The sequence below is a fragment of the Bacillus sp. ISL-18 genome (genome assembly GCF_018613415.1).
GTDB lineage: Bacteria > Bacillota > Bacilli > Bacillales > Cytobacillaceae > Neobacillus.
In genome coordinates, this window is the sequence record NZ_JAGGQG010000002.1 from 1,196,261 (window position 1) to 1,214,720 (window position 18,460).

Below are 18,460 nucleotides of genomic sequence, written 5' to 3' on the forward strand. Positions count from 1 at the left end.
GATCTGACAACTTTTATACAACGTCAGGTAAGATATCGCTTGCTGCTTGTTCTTGATAACTAGACATATTAAGAAGTGGAGGGGAGTAGACATGGAGTGAAATCATCCGTTCATCTTGAAGATTACTCATTTTATGGATCAACCCCTGAGGTGCGAAAAGACAATCTCCTTTTTGAACAAAATAGGCAGCAGCTCGTTCAGTTTGATTCTCGTTGTTACGGTAAATGGAATTAAGCAGTTTTCCTTCGACAACCATTGCGCAACCAATCGAATTACCATGATCATGGATGGCCGTTTCTACATGTGGAGGGAGATTTATTACGATCACTTCTAAATTTTCGTTTAAATAAATTACATTCCTCCCATATGAAAACTGGTCTGGATCGGTAATAAAGGGTTGGACTAATTCATAAATATTTGAAATCCTTTTTAAGGAAGTTTCTAACTCCTTAAGTGTAGGACTTGTTAACTTACCTAATTGTTGATGAATACAAGCGAGCAGCTCCATGTATAAATCCTCCTCAAATTCTTCTGAATGTTGATTCAAATAGTCAAGATTAACTGACCTTTCTGACATGATATTTACCTAACATGTCAAAAGAGACGGCAAATGCCCATATAAAACCGGAGAAAAAAAATAAAACCACAAAGTGAGCGTTCACTAGTGGTTTTATGTAGACAAGCTTTTTTATTCATGCTCTTTTTCAACTTTGTGATTATTTATTTAGATTTAACTTTATTGAAGCGCAGTTAAAATAACCCCAATGGCAATTAATGCTACCCCGACTCCGTTAACGAGGCTAAGTTTCTCTCCAAAAAAGATAATCGCTAAAACGGTCGCAATAACGACACTTAGTTTATCAATTGGACCCACCTGTGATACTTTTCCAGTTTTTAAGGCTAAAAAGTAAAACAACCAAGAAGTGGCACCGGCTAAACCACTAAGAACAATAAACAGCAAGGCTTTTCTTTGTCCGATAATCTCCGGGATTTTGCCCAAATTCCCCTGTACACTAACAACCCCAATTAAAAAGAGCGCCATTATGACAGAACGAATGGCGGTGGCCGTATTCGCGTCAATATTTTGTAAGCCGATTTTTCCAAAAATAGAAACTAACGCTGCTGAAACTGCAGATAGAATCGCAAATATCAACCATGACATAATGACACCATCTTCCCAGTTTTAATTTGATTTTTATGCGAACTATTAGGCAGTAAACATTTCTAAAAAATTCCCAATTGCAATGGAGCTTGCCCCTAAGGCGGGGGCGTTTTTACCTAAGGATGAGGTTACTAGTTCGTAACTATTTTCAAGTTGTTGGTAGGTTCTTGATGCCACCGAATTTTTGATTGAGTTTAATACCATTGGTAAAGCCTCAACAATATTGTTTCGGATGATAACGGCTTGGGGATTAAAGGTATTTAATATGCTTGTTAATCCAATCCCTAAGTAAAAACCAAATTTTTGAAGTGCCGTTAGAATGTCTGGGTTATTTTGGTCAGCGAGAGAAATGATCTCCCGATTAGATAGTTTGCCTTGTAGATTTTTCGATAATGATTTCATTAAAGCTTTCTCGGAAGCATATAACTCCCAGCAGCCCCGATTTCCACAACTGCATTTGAGCCCATTCAGGTCAATCGTTAAATGGCCCATTTCTCCAGCAAAACCTCGGACTCCATGATAAAGTTCATTATTAATGATAATGCCGACTCCAATACCTGTATGAACGCTTACGTAAACTAGGTTTTCGTAGTTTTTCGCAGCTCCATACTCTTTTTCACCGTAAGCTCCGGCATTGGCCTCATTCTCTAAAAAGACAGGTACGTTAAATTCCTGTTCGATTAGAGGTTTTAAGTCTAATTCATAATTCCATTCCAAGTTAGGAGTGAAGATGACTTTTTGCTCAGTATTGACAAGTCCAGGGATACATAACCCGATCCCTATTAGCCCGTACGGAGATTCAGGCATTTTTGCTTTTAAGTTATTAATTTTTAAGAATAAGACATCCTTCAAATCTTCAGAGGACTGGTTAACTAATTTCTGATAATCTTCCAGAACAATATTTCCTTTTAAGTCCGTTAATATACAATTGAGATAATCGACACCAATATCAATCCCGATAGAATAACCTGCATTTTTATTGAATACCAACATCACAGGTTTTCTTCCTCCGCTTGATTGCCCTTGTCCAATTTCGAAAATAAGATTTTTTTCAATTAAGGTGGTTACCTGGGAAGAAACAGTCGATTTATTTAAACCAATGGTTTCAGATAATTTTGCTCTTGAAATAGGGGAGTTGGACACGATTTCATTTAATATAAGCTTTTGATTTATTTTTTTGACTAGCATCTGATCAGCAGTTATCACTTCTAAACACCTCATTTAGTATAGCGGCTCAATTAAGTTAGAATTACTTTATATAAGCATTATATCTTATAATACAATGGAAAACGCAAGGTTCTTACATAAAAAGACCTTCTGTAAGAAAATATTTACAGAAGGTCTTTTTATGTTCCTGTTAGGCTGTTCGATTATTTAACTTGGAATGCTTTCTTCCATAACTGAAATAAATGACTAAACCTATGACAAGCCAAACTAAAAAGCTAATCCAGGTTATGCCTGGGAGCTGAAGAACTAGGTATCCACATGATAAAAAAGCAATTAACGGAATCCACGGAACAAGCGGTACTCGGAAGCCTCGTTTAGGTGCTCCTTGTGTCTTGCGCAAATATAAAATTCCAATTGAAACAGACATAAACGCAAATAAGGTGCCAATATTTGTTAATTCTGCCAGCTTTCCAAGTGGAATCAAACCGGAAAAAATAGAAACAAGCAGGCAGATGATCCATGAATTCACCACTGGAATTTGTTTTTTCTGATCAACTTTGGAAAATATTTTAGGAAGCAAGCCATCACGGCTGATGGCATAAAATAACCGAGTTTGTCCAAAAACCATCACGGTTAAAACAGTCGTAATCCCAGCGATAGCCCCAAGGGAAATAAGTCCTGCAGCCCAATCTTGGTGAATATAGTTTAAGGCAAATGAAACGGGATTTTTTACATCAAGCAATTGATATGGAACAATCCCGGTTAATACAGCGGAAACGGCTACGTATAAAATGGTACAAACTATTAGTGAGGCGATGATCCCAATGGGCATGTTCCGTTGCGGGTTTTTTACTTCCTCAGCGGCGGTTGAAACAGCATCGAACCCGATATAGGCATAGAACGCTGTTGCAGCACCAGATGCGACTCCTGAAAAGCCAAATGGCATGAAAGGTGTCCAATTGTCTGGTTTCACATACCATGCTCCAACAGCTAGAAAAATGACAACCACTGCTAATTTAATGATGACCATGGTGGCATTAAAACGTGCAGAATGTTTCACGCCTCTTGTTAATAAGAAAGTTATCACAAACGTAATTAGAATGGCCGGCACATCCACATAGGTACCATTCGCCGGATTAAATGCACTAGAGATCGCTTTTGGAATGTGAATCCCAAATCCTGCAATCAACCCTTGGAAATAACCGGACCAGCCACTTGCCACCGACGCACTGGCAAATCCGTATTCGAGAATTAAATCCCATCCTAAAATCCATGCTATGAATTCTCCGAATGTTGCGTAACTGTATGTGTAAGCACTCCCAGATACGGGAACGGTTGATGCGAATTCTGCATAACATAGTGCAGCGAATATACAGACTAGCCCTGATAAAATAAAAGATAGAATTAAGGCTGGGCCAGCATGTTCGGCTGCGGCCACTCCTGTGAGAACAAAAATCCCAGTTCCGACAATCGCTCCTATTCCAAGCATGGATAAATCAAAGGCGCCAAGCTCCTTTTTTAAGGACCCTTCTTTTTTTTCAGCTTGGTTTATTAAATCCTCTATGGACTTTTTCCTGAAAATCTCCATAAAAACTTCCCTTCTTTTCGTTCCCTTGTTAAAATATTGTGAAAATATAAACAATGAAAGTAGTGCAAAATTTGTCGAAAGAAAATCAACGAGTCTTATAATATAATTTATTTTAAAAAAAATCAATATTCTTGCAAAAGAAATTGTATAAATTCTTCAAGTAATTGTTCTTTTAATAGTTCACAGTATTGACATATTTATTCAAAATTTTTAATTCATATTTCGACAAGAGTAGTGAAAGTTCTACGAATAACCTCCTAAACTTCCTTTTCGAATAGGAAATCTAACGTGGATTTTGTAACTTTCAGGTATAAATAGTCGACTTTTTGAAATTTCTTTTACAAAATTTGTTTGCTACAATAGATACACAGCCACTTATATCTATGCTTTAGGTTATAAAATGACATGAAAATACATGATCCCTGAGAGGAGAGGTATATTATGGTATTCAAAGCAAGATTATGGAGAATCTTAACAAAGAACCAGAAATTAAGACTACTAAAACAAAAAGCTTCTTATAAATCATTTGTTTAGGGCCCTTATGAAGGGCTCTTATTTTTTTTCTACAGATAAACACTAAATTAACTGGGGTATTTTGTTGTACCGTTATATTAAGTAGTTTCTTATTGTTCTGCACTAAAAAAAGGACTGGCCGTTCCTTCCTATTTTCTTAATAAAATGTTAATAAGGAGAATAAAATCTTACATTAGTGGGGGTAGCAATATGGAGGAGGAATAAATATGAATGAGGTCTTTGAAAGGACAGCACGATTTGAACACCGTTTTTGGCTGCAAATTTTAGGTGATCATTCTCGGTTTATTTATGAGGCCCTGGCACCAGTCCAAGAAGAGGAAATTATAAAAGCTTCCACTTTTATTCAAGTCTTTGATACACTTCTAGATCGTGCAAGATCTGCTGATTTGATGTCATTAACTACTGATGCTGAGTCAGCGGTTTTAAATCTGCGGGAATTTAAATTAGAATTAATCAGCCAGCATCTGGTTGGTAAAATTAAAATTCACCTTACCCCGACCTTTATCAATCATATGGTTAATGAATTAGAGGAGTATGTAAGAATATTAAATCACCTTCAGGCTGGTCAAATACCGCCTGTCTACCACGAGCTGCACCATCATCTATTATGGTTATTGGATGCGGCAGGGCATTCTGAGGCAATTTCCTCCAATTTAGATGGTGTTGAAAAGAAATTAAAAGAAAAAAGTCATTTATTTATGAAGGATTTTGAAGGTTTTTATCTTAAAGCGGTTGAACTAGCTGGATACCTAAGGACAGGATTGACTACGTTTCCTGCCTTATCAAAGATGAATGTAGACAGCCAGTTAGAAATAAAGTTATTTCAAAATTTTTTAGCTGAACTAGAGGAACTTGAATTAACCAAGCAGGCATTAGGGACCTTCGCACCGTTAATGGCAGATCATATGTTTCGTGAAGAATGTTATTATTTGATGAAATTAGCGGAATCGGCTAGCCTAGATCCGCCAATCTGTGATCCTGCCAAACCAAGACTACAGGATTAGATGGGTCTTTAAAAGAATTGCATCCAAAAAGAGGGTATACCAAAACGGATACGTTACTTTGGTAGACCCTCTTTTTTAATTTTATTAGGCGATTTTATTAAACGGAACTTCAACTGAGTTCGCTTTGGATTTGTCTCTTATAACCCTTATAAAGATAACACCAGACACCATCACCAAAAATCCGCTTAAAAGAATGATCAACTGAATGGTTGCTTGGTGGTTATCCGTTTGAACCTCGACCGACTGTTCACTTTCACCTATGTCATTCTTTGCCGTTACGACATATGAATAGTTGCCATCATGTACAGCGGATTTATCTTTAAAGTTTGGAGTGGTTAGATTTGTTGCAATCAGTTTGAAGCGGCTGAATCCTAGGATGTTTACCTTTTTACGGTAGACTGTGTAGGATGTTGCTCCAGCAGTTGGATTCCAGGAAAGTGTAACTGTTTCACTGTTATTCTTGTTTGCCATTACCCAATCTGGTGCAGTGGGAGCTGTTGTCCTTTTGGTATGGAAGGAATAAATTCCTTTCAGTTTTTCGCTTTCACTCGTAAAAGATGAAACTTTCCAGTAGTATCGTGTATCATTTGCAAGGTTCTTAATCGTTAAAAAAGCAGAAGAAACTGTTTGATCGAAAATAATATGTTTCATGCCAGGATCTTGTGCTACCTGGACATGATAGCTGTCAACTCCGGATTCTGCACCCCAACTTAATGTTACGTTTGATGGGGTAACCTCGGTTTCACCACTTTTTGGAGAGACTGTAAGGGTAGAAGCAGGGACCACATGAATCAATTGAGAAGCATGGCTAGAAAGAGCAGCCGTGAACCCAGATTCCTTATTACCTAGATCCTCATGGCTCCACAGATCATGTACCATTGCTGAACCAGTGAACCCTAAATCTTTCCATCTAACGGAAACTTTTAGTGGCGATAAACCAGTATTAAAAAGACTGATGTTGTAAGAACCATCCGGCAATTCTTGATAAAAAACTTGAGAGGAAGGTGTTTTGGATAACCGTTTCCCAGCAACTCCACTTTGGTTGACTCCAATCACTTCGTCATTTGTAAGAAGGCTAATTCCATAGTTATCCAGTTTCGTTAGATCACTGCCAATCACAAAATGGGAGGCAGCAATGGCCCAAAGTGATACATAAGAACGTTTTTCATCAGCTGTTAGACCATCCTTACTGCCGTTTGCTACGTTGAGTGAGTCAAAGTCATTCCAGCCGCCTGGTTCAGCATGAGGCTGCCACTTTGCCGCATGATTAAATCTTCTAAAAACATGTTCCCAATCGGTAAGTGTTGGTTTTCCATAACTTTCGACATCATGGTCCGTCCGCCAGCCATTAGATAATTGCTGCCAGGTTGAAACTTGGTCAATATCAAGGTTATTGGATAACTCAAGATGAATGGGTCTTCCTGTCTTGTTCAATGCTTTAGCCCATGCCTCGATATCTGGGATATCCTCGTTTCGGACACCATCAATTTTAAGGTAATCCACCCCATAAGACGCAAATAGTTTAGCCCACGAATCGATATACTCCTGTGCCCCTGGCTTCGAATAATCAATCGCATACATATTATCGAAATTAAAACTTACCTTCTGACCTTTGCTAAAGTCGACAATATCTTTTGCATGGTAGGGTGTTCCTTCGATCGGCGTGTTCTGATCCAACGCCCCTTTGGGAATGCCAAGCGTGACGTACAACCCAAACTTCAATCCTTTTTCGTGTATATAATCCCCAAGCGTCTTCATACCATTAGGGAATTTCTTCGGGTCAACTACCCACCTGCCATATTTGTCCACGTTAGAAGTCCAATCAAGCTGATAATAATCATCAAGGTTTACATATTCATAACCGTGTGCCTTAAATTTTGCTGCCATAATATCTGCTGCCGCTTTTATGTTTTTTTCTGTTGGCTCTTTACGGATGGAGCTCCAGCTGCTCCATCCCATAAATGGCCGATCAGCCAAATTATTGTATTCAGATGCTTTCGTTTCCTCTGGATCTATGATTGAAACTGTAAGAATTCCTGAAAGAATAAGGGAGAAGGAGACCATAGTGGAAAATAGTTTCTTAAGCATAAAAACCTCCTCTTTATAGATAAAGTATATATATCTATACTAATATAGAAAGCTGTTTATTTTAATAAACAATATGTTCCAATATATTGGTCAAATATACATTCCTACGCGAACAATGGACCTATTTTTCACATAATCTAAGAATATCAACGAGTGAGGATGTAGTAAGATGAGATATTTTAGGGAAATACCACCTCAAACAATAATTGGTCAAGCGTGGACGGGGAAACATGTTGTTTTGCTTCACTGTACAATCGATAATCAGTTTATTCATCTTTATAAAAGTTTTCATGCCCCAATTGAACCACCGCGTCAAAATTGTGCAGAAACTTTATCACAGCTGCTAAGTATTGGCTACCACATTATCGCTATAACACCACTATCGCCTGGCCAAATTCAATATTTACTTGTCCTTTAATTAAGGAAATAAATTCTAGTGGCACACGATTTTAACCTAAACAGAAAATCGTGTGTTTTTGTTTTTGTAAAATAATTAACTTGGTTTCCCATCATATAGCTGCAGTTAACCAAATGGTATAAAATAAGAACAATAGAGTATTATGCTATCCATTGTATTTATTACTAATTATAATGAGATATAATTGATGATAAGTTGTTTAAAGGAAGAGAGGTATGGAAAAGCAAGTGCTTACCTATGTAGAAAACCAAAATGTTGACACAGGTGTTGTTTATAAAAGTGACGCCTTGAGTTCAAAAAAAGTTAAGATTGTAGTAACGGCAAATGAAAAGACCCATGCATCGATTGTTTATTCTGTTGGTGTGATGAAAGACAGTACCCATCCAACAGAGGCGCAATTATTCTATGATGATCTGCAAACGGAAAAGTCTTTGAAGACGTTTATAAACTATGACTTTAAAGGATTAGATTAATCCTACGATGGCAACGGATTTTTGGTCACCAGTCAAACTGTCCATTGAAGTAGCCGCTGTCTCTGGCGTTTGGGTATTAATCTTTGGGTTATTTTTTGCAAAGCTGATGGCTAAGACGAAATTCAAAGGGAAAGCTGTAGTTGAGACGGTCTTCCTTTTACCATTAGTCTTACCGCCTTCTGTTGTAGGATTCCTGTTAATTGTATTGTTTGGAAGAAATAGTGTTATTGGACAAGTGATTGAAGGAATCTTTAGGCAGCCTGTTATGTTTACTTGGTCGGCTGCTGTGATTGCATCGACAGTTGTTGCGTTTCCCTTAATGTATCAATCTGCCAAAGCAGGATTTGAAGGCATAGATGAAGATATCGAGAATGCAGCCCGAGTGGATGGGGCGAATGAACTACAATTATTTCTGGCGATTTCCATTCCTCTTGCACTAAAAGGAATCATTTCAGGTACGATTCTAAGTTTTGCCAGAGCATTAGGCGAGTTTGGGGCAACTTTAATGTTTGCCGGTAACATCCCAGGGAAAACCCAAACTGTTTCAACCGCGATCTATGTGGCAATGGATGCAGGAGATATGAATTTAGCCTGGTTATGGGTAATGTGTTTAGTCGGGATTTCTTTTTTTATGTTAATAGGCATGCAACTAATGAAATCCTAATAATTGGCTTTAAAAAATACTTTGGAGGAACCGAAAATTGAAAAACCTTTATCTTGATTGTATCTCTGGTATTGCAGGGGACATGACATTGGCTGCTCTGATTGATCTGGGAGCAGATCCCTCCTATATAGTAGAACAGTTGAGAAAATTACCGATTGATCGTTTTGAAATCGAAGTACATACTGTCGATAAATGCGGTATAGCAGCAAAGAAATTGAAAATGCATTTTCCATCAGGAGATCATGAACACCACCATCAACAGAATGACTATGATCATGAACACCACCATGGCCACGCACATCTTCATGAACATCGGAGTGCGAAAGAGATTTTGTCGTTGATTGAGGAAAGTAATCTCCCCAAAAGAGTAAAAGAACGCAGCCTGGCGATCTTTCAAGCAGTTGCTAGAGCTGAAGGAAAGATACATGGAATTGATCCTAAGGAGGTTCATTTCCATGAGGCGGGGGCAATGGACTCCATTATTTATACAATCGGGGTCTGCTTGGCGCTAGAAAACCTCGAAATTGCAGATATTTATGCTTCTCCAGTACCAACTGGTTATGGGAAAAAGATGATGGCTCATGGACTTTATCCAATCCCCGCTCCCGCTACAATGGAATTGCTAAAAGGGATACCCCTCGCACAATTAAACGTTAAAGGGGAACTGACTACACCGACAGGGGCAGGGATATTAAGGGCACTCGTAAAAAAATTTATGCCAATCGGCGGACATACGGTCGAAGAGATTGGCTATGGAGCTGGAGAAAAAGACTTTAATCATCCGAATGTACTCAGGGCCTTACTCCTTACCCCTTCCGATTTTATGCACAGTAAAGATGGGTCCAATCAACATCGGGAATCTATCTATGTGATTGAAGCCCAACTTGATGACATGACGGGGGAAGGGCTTGGTTATACATTGGAACGACTCTTAGCAGCAGGCGCGCTCGATGTATTTTATACGCCCGTCTTCATGAAAAAAAATCGTCCTGGCACCCTAGTTACAGTTTTAGTTTCCTTGGAACTAGCCGATGATTGTGAAAAGGTTTTGTTAGAGGAAACGACCACTCTTGGGGTACGAAGAAGTATGTGGAGCCGTGATATTCTTGATCGAAGATTTATTGAGGTGGAAACTCCATATGGACACATCAAGGTAAAGCAGGCATTCAGAGATAACAAAATGCTTCACCAAGCACCTGAATATGAGGATGTAGCAAAGGCAGCAAGGAATCATGCGGTTCCCTTTCAACTTATTTACCAATATGCGATGAAATTAGCGACAGATTAAAGGTGATCTCTGCGAAGGGATTGCCTTTTTTGTTAATGAAAAAAAAGAATCAATCAAAAAGGTGATAATTGATATAGAACGAGGATCAATAAATGTAGTAAAATAAAGTAGTCTTTTATATTTGTGTTTTCAAGCGTATGGAAGGGGTTTCATCTTGATTGAATCTTTACTGTTAAATTTTCTGTTTTTACTTTTCCCGGTTTTACTATTCTTGATTTTTTTTGAAAATAAGCTGCATACATATAATAAAAATATTCTTATCCTTCTCTCATCTATTTCAATGCTGTTGTGCATGGCCTTTCCAATTAAATTGGAAATTGGATTTATTTTTGATTTACGTTTCATTCCTTTTATTATCGTTGCCCTATTTGGCGGTTATAAATATACGATTCCTTTGTATATGGTATTAAACATTTACCGAACCATGATTGGTGGAGCGGGCACACTGCAATCCTTTCTTTTTTCGACTATTATTTTTATGTTAGTACCTCTATTAAGTAAATGGTTTTTGCGCCAAAATGCAAGGAAACGAATCTTGTGGGCCGTTTTGGTATCGGTATCTATTTTTACAATGGTGTTCTATTTAACTACTCTTGCTGCCCAATTACCAGTTTTGGATAATGAATTTTGGATCTTAACATTTAATGCTTTACCTACTTACACATTAGTTATGGTTATTATTATGATACTAATAGAGAAAATTATTGATAATATAAATACCCTTAAATCTTCGATACAATCCGAGCGTTTTAATGTTTTAAGTGATTTATCAGCCAGTGTCTCACATGAAATCAGAAATCCGCTTACCGTTACAAATGGTTTTTTACAACTGTTAAATCAATCCAAAACGCTAACAGCAGATGAAAAAACCTATATTGAGTACGCATTATTAGAGTTAAAAAGAGCAGAAAATATTGTGAGTGACTTTTTGGCATTTGCGAAGCCGCAGTCGGAGAATATGATTTACTCGAATCTTAAGGAAGAAACAGAGTATGTAAAAAACATTATTACTCCGTACGCCAACATGCACCAAGTCGACCTTCACTATACGTTTACTAACTCGTTATCTTTTAAATATGATAAAAACCAAATTCAGCAGTGTTTAATCAACTTATATAAAAACGGCATAGAAGCAATGAAAGAAAAAGGCGGGGTTCTTACAATAGATGTCTTCGAGCAAAAAAAAGATATCGTGATTAAGATAATCGATAACGGGATTGGTATGACTAGAGAGCAGGTTTTACAATTAGGAAATCCTTATTATTCTACCAAAAAAGAAGGAACTGGTCTTGGGATGCTTATGGTCTATAGTACAATAAATAAAATAAATGGAAAAATAAGGGTAGATAGTGAAATTGGCAAAGGGACGTCTTTTACCATTTCGATTCCTGTATAATTTCATTAAAAATAGTCGAGTTTGAGGTGCGGAATCATTATTCGCACCTTTTATTTTTTTACTAAAAAAAGTATAGGAAAAAGGAATAGAAGGGAACGATTTAAGCGGGGGAGATGACAAAAAAGTAGGGCAATTATATTTAGTATTTTCAGAAAAAGATAAAAATTGATATTAATTTTAATAAAAAATTGAACGTTTCTAAACCAAAACCTCTTTATAATAATCATAGATAAACCGCTTTCATGCACATGGTTTGTTCATGATTATTTTATTTGGAGGAATTGAAAATGTATAAAAATCCACACTTTTTTTCTCATTTGGCTCACGTTGAAATCATCAGTCCGAAACTAGAAGAATCGGCCAATTTCTTTAAAAATATTATTGGGTTAGAAGAGTCGGGACGAACAGGTAATTCCGTTTATTTTCGTGCATGGGGAGAGCATTACCATCACAGTTTGAAAATAACAGAAGGAAGCGAACCAGGTCTAGGCCATATTGGCTGGCGCGCCGACAGTCCGGCAGCACTGGAAGAGGCAGCTGCCCATATTGAAAAACTTGGACAAGGGATTGGCTGGATAGAAGGGGACCTTGGTCATGGACGGGCCTATCAATTTACTTCACCAGATGGACACTTGGAAGAGATTTTTTGGGATGTAGAACTATATGAAGCACCCGATCAGCTGCGCAGTAAATGGAAAAATCGCCCGCAAAAAAATACTGGACGCGGCATTTCACCACGTCGAATCGATCACATTACCCTTTTTAGTAATGATGTAACAAAAGACCGCGAATTCTATCAAAATATCGGCTTTCGCTATAATGAAGGGATTTTCTTAAATGCGGATGAACCAGGAAGCCCTGAAATTGGTGCTTGGTTATCTGTCACCAATCTCTCCCATGATATTGCCTTTTTGAAAGGTCATAGCGGCCAACCAGGAGGATTCAACCATGTGTGTTATGCGGTTGAAAGCAGGGAGGAAGTCCTATTGGCAGCAGATCATATCTTAGAAAACGGCTATGAATTGGCTATGGGCGGGCCGACACGCCATGCACTTGCAGAAGGATTTTTCTTTTATGTAGATGAGCCAGGCGGCAATCGCTTTGAATTATATGCAGGAGCACATCTTGTGTTTGCCCCGGATTTTGGTCCTTACAGATGGAGTCTTTCAGAAAATCCAAACGATGCATGGGGCCGGGAAATGCCTTGGGATGCATCTGGTAAAGTAATTAAATAAGCTCAGGCAGGAGGATCAATCGAAATGTGGCATTTCTTTCCGGATAATTACATGTGGTCTTATCAAATTGTGAGAATGATTAGCCAATCTTATTTTGGCGGCGGCGAGGTAAATGAAATTTTGGATGCAGCCAGCCGAATGAAATTAGGAGATTATGAGAGTTTCCATCACGAATGGATGAGACTTGGGAATAAATCATTGACTAAAGCAAATGATGCAATGGACAAGGGATATAAAGAAACGGCCCGGTCCGGCTATTTACGGGCAGCAAACTATTTTCGAACGGCAGAATTTTTCTTGCAGCCGGATGATGAACGTAAGCTTCCAACCTATTTAAAAGGTGTAGAATCATTCAGAAAAGGCGGGGAATTGCTTGCTTCACCGCCGAAGGCTGTTGCGATTCCGTTTGAGCATGCAGTATTGCCTGGTTATTACTTTGAAGCACCTGGTCAAAGTAACGGACCATTGATGGTGATGTTTGGCGGATTGGATTCAACCGCAGAGGAATTATATTATGGACCTGCACAGTTATTAAATGAACGGGGTATTTCACTTTTAGCCCTTGATGGTCCTGGCCAAGGCGGCGCTTTACGAATCCATCATATTCATTCACGACATGATTACAATACAGCTGGTACAGCGGCATATGAATGGGCAGTTGAAAATCTAGATGTAGATCCAGAGCGAATTGGCGTGATGGCTGTTTCGATGGGCGGTTATATGGCAGCAAGATGTGCCGCGTTCGAGCCAAGGTTTAAAGCCTGTGCGATTTGGGGAGCTGTTTATGATTACAATGATGTCTGGTCCAAACGTCCGGATCATCATCCATTATCAAAAATCCTTCAGCATATTTTTGGTGTGGAAGATATGCCAGCTGCAAGGGCAAAACTGCAGCATTATAATTTACGTGGGGTGGCGGAAAAAATCCAAATGCCAACTTATATTGTCCATGGTGAGGACGATCGGCAGAATACCGTTGAAAATGCCTACAATGTATACAACGATCTTACTTGCCCTCGTTGGTTAAAGGTCATTCCGACTAGCAGCCCCGGTTCATCTCATTGTCAGGTCGATAATATCACAGAAACCTATGAGATGTATGATTGGTTAAAAGAACAGTTAGCGAAGTAGCGGAGGTGGAGTCATGAAGTTCGTTACCTTTTTAAATCCGGATGGACAAATCCGTTCAGGGTGGCTGGATGGAGATAGAGTGATCGATATGAAGATTGCCTCCCAAGGTGAATTACCCGATAATATGTTAGAATTTATCAAAAATAACGAAAAGTATTTGTCCATAATAGAGGGATTAAGTGAATCAGCGAATCTTCCATGCTATTCGCTTGAGGAAATTCAATTAACCGCTCCCTTGCCGAATCCGATCACTTTTCGAGACTTTGTTGCCTTTGAAACCCATGTCAAAAATGCAACAAAGCGATCAGGGGATACGGTGGCACCAGAGTGGTATGAAATGCCGATCTTTTATTTTTCTAACCCTCATGCTATGAAGGGAACGGGGGAAGAAGTAAAACGACCAGCTAAATGTATACGCTTAGATTATGAACTCGAGCTTGCTTGCATTATTGGAAAAAAAGGAACCAATATAAAAGCGGAAGAAGCAGAGGACTACATTTTCGGCTATACAATTTTAAACGATTGGTCTGCACGGGATATCCAAATGAAGGAAATGAAAGTGCTCTTGGGTCCGGCAAAAGGAAAGGACTTCGCAACTAGCATGGGCCCATATATTCTAACGAAAGATCAATTAGAACCATATAAAACAAATGGACGATTTGATTTAGAAATGACAGCAGCGGTAAACGGCGAGATTCTTTCCCAGGGAAACTTTAAGGATATTTATTACACATTTGGCGATATGATTGAGAGGGCATCTGAGGAAGTTACCTTATATCCAGGAGATATTGTTGGTTCAGGTACAGTCGGTTTTGGCTGTATTATGGAGCTCGGTCCAGAAGTACATCGATGGCTTGAGCCTGGGGATGAAGTAGAATTAAAGATTACCAATCTTGGCTCATTGAGAAATAGAATTATTTAAGTTGTATGAACGGAGAGGAACTTTTATGGCGAGAATTGTGGATTTAAGTGTTTCCATTGAAGAGGATTTAAAAGATCCTCTTCCGTTTTCGATTCGTTTTGAAACACATGAGGAAGGGGCAGAATTTGGAGCGAAGCTTGTCGGTGTCACGCCGGAGGATTTTCCTGAGCGAAAAGGTCTTGCCGGAGAATTTCTTACGCTTACGAGTCATGCCGGTACACATGTCGATGCACCATGGCATTATTGGCCGACATCTGAAGGAAAACCTGCCCGGACGATTGATGAATTACCGCTTGAATGGTTTTTTAACAATGGGGTTGTTCTGGATTTTACAGACAAACCGCCAGGATATGCTTTGACAATAGAAGATATTCAAGCAAAACTTAGACAGATAGATTACGAGTTAAAGCCGTTTGATATTGTTATGATCCGATGTGATGCTGATAAGAAAAGATATCAGCCGAATTATAGTGAAATCCATGTAGGAGTTTCCGCAGAAGCCACTCTTTGGCTGATTGAGCAAGGTATAAAAGTCATGGGCACGGATGGTTGGGGCTGGGACACTCCGTTATCCATTCAAGCTGAAGATTATAAACAAAATCCGCGTTCTGGTATCCTTTGGGCGGCCCATTTTGCCGGAAAAGAAAAAGAATACTGCCAAATTGAAAAATTAGCTAATTTAGACCAGTTACCAGCGTTTGGATTTAAAGTATCTGTTTTTCCTGTGAAAATAAGAGGCGGCAGTGCAGGCTGGACTCGGGCTGTTGCGATTATTGATTAAAAGGGAATGAGGGGTGTTTATAATGACAAATCAATTTATTAAAAAGGTACTCATAGTTGGCGGTGGAATTAGTGGATTAGCAGCAGCTGCTGCTCTTCATAAAATTGGGATTGACGCAGAGATCGTTGAGAAGGAACTGGAATGGAATGTCTACGGTGTTGGAATCATTCAGCCGCCTAATGCTCTTAGAGCGCTAAATGAAATTGGCTTGGCTGATGCATGTATGAAGGAGGGGTATTCCTATCCTGGTTTCGATTATTACACAGGGCAAGGCCATTTTATGTTTAAGGGAGACTCGCCAACTATTGAAGGATATCCGGGCGTTAACGGAATATCAAGAAGGAAACTACATGAATTTCTTTTAGATGCTGTTGAAAAAATTGGCACCAAGATTTATATGGGTTCAACGGTTGAAAGAATGGAAAATATCTCAAATGGTGTAAAGGTTGAGTTAAGTAACGGGATTTCGGATGTTTTTGACTTGGTCATTGGGGCGGACGGAGCAAACTCAAAGGTTCGAAAATTATTATTCGGGGATATTGTTCAAAATTATAGCGGTCAAGGGGTATGGCGTTACACCCTGCCACGTCCGAAAGAAGTGGACCGGGGTCTGTTCTATTACGGGCAAAAAGCAAAAGCTGGTTTGGTTCCGATGTCAGAGGATGAAATGTATTTGCTTGTCACAACGCATGAACCAGGAAATCCTCGTTTTCCAAATGATCAGCTTCATGTATTACTAAAAGAAAGACTGACAGAATTCGGCGGTGCAATTGCAGAAGCGGCCAATCAAATAACAGATTCTGATCAGGTAGTTTATCGGCCAATCTTTACGCATATGCTGCCAAGCCCATGGTATAAAGGGAATATTTTGCTTGTCGGTGATGCTGCCCATGGTACAGCTCCACATCTTGGACAAGGTGCCTCCATCGCCATTGAAGATGTCATTGTTTTGGCAGATATTTTGAAATCTAACCTTGGGGTTGAAGAGACGTTTAAGATTTTTATGGAGAAACGGTATGAACGCTGCAGACTGATTGTTGAGAATTCAGACCAGTTAGTTGAATGGGAATTACTTACTTGGAGCGGTCAGATGAATGAGAATGTTAATGTTGGTAAGTATGTCTATGAAACACTTGCAAAAATGAATGAACCTTTTTTATCAGAGGTAAACACACTGTAAAGACGTATACAAAATTGTTTGCGGTACCATTTTTGATATCAATCTAGTAAAAAGATTGAAGGGGGCAGCTGGATGGAGAAACAAAGAGGTTTTTTTCGCTATGAAAATTTCCTGGTCCTTACCATGTTTTTAGTTGTTGGTCTTGTATTCTTAGATCGGTTAAGTTTAGGATTTATTTTTCCGAAAATTGCTCCTGAGCTGGGATTGTCCCATACACAACTAGGAATAACTGTATCTGTCACTGGACTATTTTTTGGTCTTTCTACTTTGATTTTTGCCAGTCTTTCCGACTTCTTAGGTAAAAAGAAACCCATGCTTGTCATTTTTGTGTTTCTATTTTCCATTGCTACCTTATTATCAGGGCTTATCGGTTCATTTGCTACCTTACTATTAGTAAGAGGGATCATGGGATTAGCCGAAGGCCCGGTAATGCCGCTGGTTCAATCGATTGTGATTCAGGAGTCCTCGGAAAAAAGAAGAGGCCTAAATATGGGAATCGTGCAAAGTTCTTCTTCCTTAATTGGAGGAACGTTAGCACCTGTTCTCACTGTGGCTCTTGCTGCTTCTTTTGGATGGAGATCTTCCTTTTATATCATTGCGATCCCAGGAATCCTCATGGGTCTTATCATTTGGAAGTTTTTAAAAGAGCCAAAACCAAATATGTCCTCTCATGTGGTATCAATAAAGTCAAAACCAACTAAAGCTGATTACATTCGTGTTTTTATGACAAGAAATGTTTGGTTAAGTACAATTGTTGGTATTTGCAATATGATTTATATTTTATCACTTACTGCTTTTTTACCCACCATTTATGCAGAAGCTACTAATTATGGGGAAGCACAAATTGGCATGTTATTAGGCCTCATGGGTCTGATGATGTTTATTGGGCAGTTCGGGGGTGCAGCTATTTCCGACCGTATTGGTCGGTTACCCGCAATTAAAGTATTCTCTTTATTAGCTATATTCCTTCCTATCTCAATAGCTTTTTCTTACCACAACTTCGGAGTGCTACTCATCTCCATTCTTGTTTTCTCATTAGGAAATGGCTACCAGCCATTAATTATGAATATTATTCCTGCAGAATCTGTTTCAAGGACATTTTCGGCAACATCGATCAGTTTTGTTATTTTAACTAGTGAAATTATCGGCGGCAGCTTTGGTCCAACTGTGTCAGGAATCCTGGCTGACCGTTTTGGACTTATGGCTCCATTATGGGTGACGGCAGCTGCCGCATTTGTTGGGTTCTTGTTCACTTTTGGTATAAGAGAAACCGCACCTATTAAACTAAACCATTCGAGTAATAACGAGATATCAGCTCAAGTATAATTGGGAGAAGGAAGGTGTAAAATCCTTCCTTTTGTTATTTTTAAAGTAAATTTATTTTAAGTGACATTTGGGGATAGGTTAAAAAAATGCATTACATTTTTAA

17 protein-coding genes are annotated in these 18,460 nt (G+C 38.8%); 12 read left to right on the forward strand and 5 right to left on the reverse strand.

Annotated elements, in window-relative coordinates; genetic code table 11:
- Positions 1-13: 13 nt before the first annotated feature.
- The 4 genes from J7E81_RS05680 to bcaP form a co-directional block, all read right to left on the reverse strand.
- A complete protein-coding gene (locus J7E81_RS05680; protein WP_215041231.1) occupies positions 14-508 on the reverse strand; it encodes a cysteine dioxygenase in 495 nt (164 codons plus the stop codon).
- Between the two features lie 228 nt (positions 509-736).
- Entirely contained in the window at positions 737-1,165 is a 429-nt protein-coding gene (locus J7E81_RS05685; RefSeq protein WP_215041232.1) for an EamA family transporter, read from the reverse strand.
- 42 nt (positions 1,166-1,207) lie between these two features.
- A complete protein-coding gene (locus J7E81_RS05690) occupies positions 1,208-2,383 on the reverse strand; it encodes an ROK family protein (RefSeq protein ID WP_251028439.1) in 1,176 nt (391 codons plus the stop codon).
- Positions 2,384-2,519: 136 nt separating this feature from the next.
- Positions 2,520-3,917 carry a branched-chain amino acid transporter BcaP gene (gene bcaP, locus J7E81_RS05695; protein ID WP_215041127.1) on the reverse strand — a complete coding sequence of 466 codons (1,398 nt, stop codon included), beginning with the start codon at positions 3,915-3,917 and terminating at the stop codon, positions 2,520-2,522.
- A gap of 740 nt (positions 3,918-4,657) precedes the next feature.
- On the opposite strand from bcaP, the gene J7E81_RS05700 reads away from it, so the two are divergent.
- Positions 4,658-5,455, forward strand: a complete 798-nt coding sequence (locus tag J7E81_RS05700) for a DUF2935 domain-containing protein (RefSeq protein WP_215041128.1) — start codon at positions 4,658-4,660, stop codon at positions 5,453-5,455.
- A gap of 84 nt (positions 5,456-5,539) precedes the next feature.
- Here the strand turns inward: J7E81_RS05700 and J7E81_RS05705 are convergent, their stop codons facing one another.
- Entirely contained in the window at positions 5,540-7,543 is a 2,004-nt protein-coding gene (locus tag J7E81_RS05705) for an alpha-galactosidase (RefSeq protein ID WP_215041129.1), read from the reverse strand.
- A gap of 169 nt (positions 7,544-7,712) precedes the next feature.
- On the opposite strand from J7E81_RS05705, the gene J7E81_RS05710 reads away from it, so the two are divergent.
- From J7E81_RS05710 to J7E81_RS05760, 11 genes are all read left to right on the forward strand, one after another.
- Entirely contained in the window at positions 7,713-7,961 is a 249-nt protein-coding gene (locus J7E81_RS05710) for a hypothetical protein (RefSeq protein ID WP_215041130.1), read from the forward strand.
- 215 nt (positions 7,962-8,176) lie between these two features.
- Positions 8,177-8,434 (forward strand): extracellular solute-binding protein, encoded by a 258-nt coding sequence (locus J7E81_RS05715; protein ID WP_215041131.1) that lies wholly within the window; start codon positions 8,177-8,179, stop codon positions 8,432-8,434.
- Between the two features lie 7 nt (positions 8,435-8,441).
- Positions 8,442-9,098, forward strand: a complete 657-nt coding sequence (gene modB / locus J7E81_RS05720) for a molybdate ABC transporter permease subunit (protein ID WP_215041132.1) — start codon at positions 8,442-8,444, stop codon at positions 9,096-9,098.
- 37 nt (positions 9,099-9,135) lie between these two features.
- Positions 9,136-10,386 carry a nickel pincer cofactor biosynthesis protein LarC gene (gene larC / locus J7E81_RS05725; RefSeq protein ID WP_215041133.1) on the forward strand — a complete coding sequence of 417 codons (1,251 nt, stop codon included), beginning with the start codon at positions 9,136-9,138 and terminating at the stop codon, positions 10,384-10,386.
- A gap of 154 nt (positions 10,387-10,540) precedes the next feature.
- Positions 10,541-11,782: an ATP-binding protein gene (locus tag J7E81_RS05730; RefSeq protein ID WP_215041134.1), complete on the forward strand. Its 1,242-nt coding sequence runs from the start codon at positions 10,541-10,543 to the stop codon at positions 11,780-11,782.
- 287 nt (positions 11,783-12,069) lie between these two features.
- Positions 12,070-13,017: a VOC family protein gene (locus J7E81_RS05735; protein ID WP_215041135.1), complete on the forward strand. Its 948-nt coding sequence runs from the start codon at positions 12,070-12,072 to the stop codon at positions 13,015-13,017.
- Between the two features lie 24 nt (positions 13,018-13,041).
- The gene (locus tag J7E81_RS05740; protein WP_215041136.1) at positions 13,042-14,148 is read left to right on the forward strand and encodes an alpha/beta hydrolase family protein; all 1,107 of its coding nucleotides are present in this window, start codon (positions 13,042-13,044) and stop codon (positions 14,146-14,148) included.
- A 13-nt stretch (positions 14,149-14,161) separates the two neighbouring features.
- The gene (locus J7E81_RS05745; RefSeq protein WP_215041137.1) at positions 14,162-15,070 is read left to right on the forward strand and encodes a fumarylacetoacetate hydrolase family protein; all 909 of its coding nucleotides are present in this window, start codon (positions 14,162-14,164) and stop codon (positions 15,068-15,070) included.
- A 25-nt stretch (positions 15,071-15,095) separates the two neighbouring features.
- A complete protein-coding gene (locus J7E81_RS05750) occupies positions 15,096-15,851 on the forward strand; it encodes a cyclase family protein (RefSeq protein ID WP_215041138.1) in 756 nt (251 codons plus the stop codon).
- Positions 15,852-15,873: 22 nt separating this feature from the next.
- Positions 15,874-17,031 (forward strand): FAD-dependent oxidoreductase, encoded by a 1,158-nt coding sequence (locus J7E81_RS05755; protein ID WP_215041139.1) that lies wholly within the window; start codon positions 15,874-15,876, stop codon positions 17,029-17,031.
- Between the two features lie 72 nt (positions 17,032-17,103).
- Positions 17,104-18,357 carry an MFS transporter gene (locus J7E81_RS05760; protein WP_215041140.1) on the forward strand — a complete coding sequence of 418 codons (1,254 nt, stop codon included), beginning with the start codon at positions 17,104-17,106 and terminating at the stop codon, positions 18,355-18,357.
- Positions 18,358-18,460 lie beyond the last annotated feature (103 nt).

Coding starts and splice junctions, on each gene's coding strand:
- J7E81_RS05735 (WP_215041135.1), top strand. CDS start 12,070: ATGTATAAAAATCCACACTTTTTTTCTCATTTGGCTCACGTTGAAATC.
- J7E81_RS05705 (WP_215041129.1), bottom strand. CDS start 7,543: ATGCTTAAGAAACTATTTTCCACTATGGTCTCCTTCTCCCTTATTCTT.
- modB (WP_215041132.1), top strand. CDS start 8,442: ATGGCAACGGATTTTTGGTCACCAGTCAAACTGTCCATTGAAGTAGCC.
- J7E81_RS05710 (WP_215041130.1), top strand. CDS start 7,713: ATGAGATATTTTAGGGAAATACCACCTCAAACAATAATTGGTCAAGCG.
- J7E81_RS05745 (WP_215041137.1), top strand. CDS start 14,162: ATGAAGTTCGTTACCTTTTTAAATCCGGATGGACAAATCCGTTCAGGG.
- J7E81_RS05715 (WP_215041131.1), top strand. CDS start 8,177: ATGGAAAAGCAAGTGCTTACCTATGTAGAAAACCAAAATGTTGACACA.
- bcaP (WP_215041127.1), bottom strand. CDS start 3,917: ATGGAGATTTTCAGGAAAAAGTCCATAGAGGATTTAATAAACCAAGCT.
- J7E81_RS05690 (WP_251028439.1), bottom strand. CDS start 2,383: ATGAGGTGTTTAGAAGTGATAACTGCTGATCAGATGCTAGTCAAAAAA.
- J7E81_RS05740 (WP_215041136.1), top strand. CDS start 13,042: ATGTGGCATTTCTTTCCGGATAATTACATGTGGTCTTATCAAATTGTG.
- J7E81_RS05755 (WP_215041139.1), top strand. CDS start 15,874: ATGACAAATCAATTTATTAAAAAGGTACTCATAGTTGGCGGTGGAATT.
- J7E81_RS05750 (WP_215041138.1), top strand. CDS start 15,096: ATGGCGAGAATTGTGGATTTAAGTGTTTCCATTGAAGAGGATTTAAAA.
- J7E81_RS05760 (WP_215041140.1), top strand. CDS start 17,104: ATGGAGAAACAAAGAGGTTTTTTTCGCTATGAAAATTTCCTGGTCCTT.
- J7E81_RS05700 (WP_215041128.1), top strand. CDS start 4,658: ATGAATGAGGTCTTTGAAAGGACAGCACGATTTGAACACCGTTTTTGG.
- J7E81_RS05680 (WP_215041231.1), bottom strand. CDS start 508: ATGGAGCTGCTCGCTTGTATTCATCAACAATTAGGTAAGTTAACAAGT.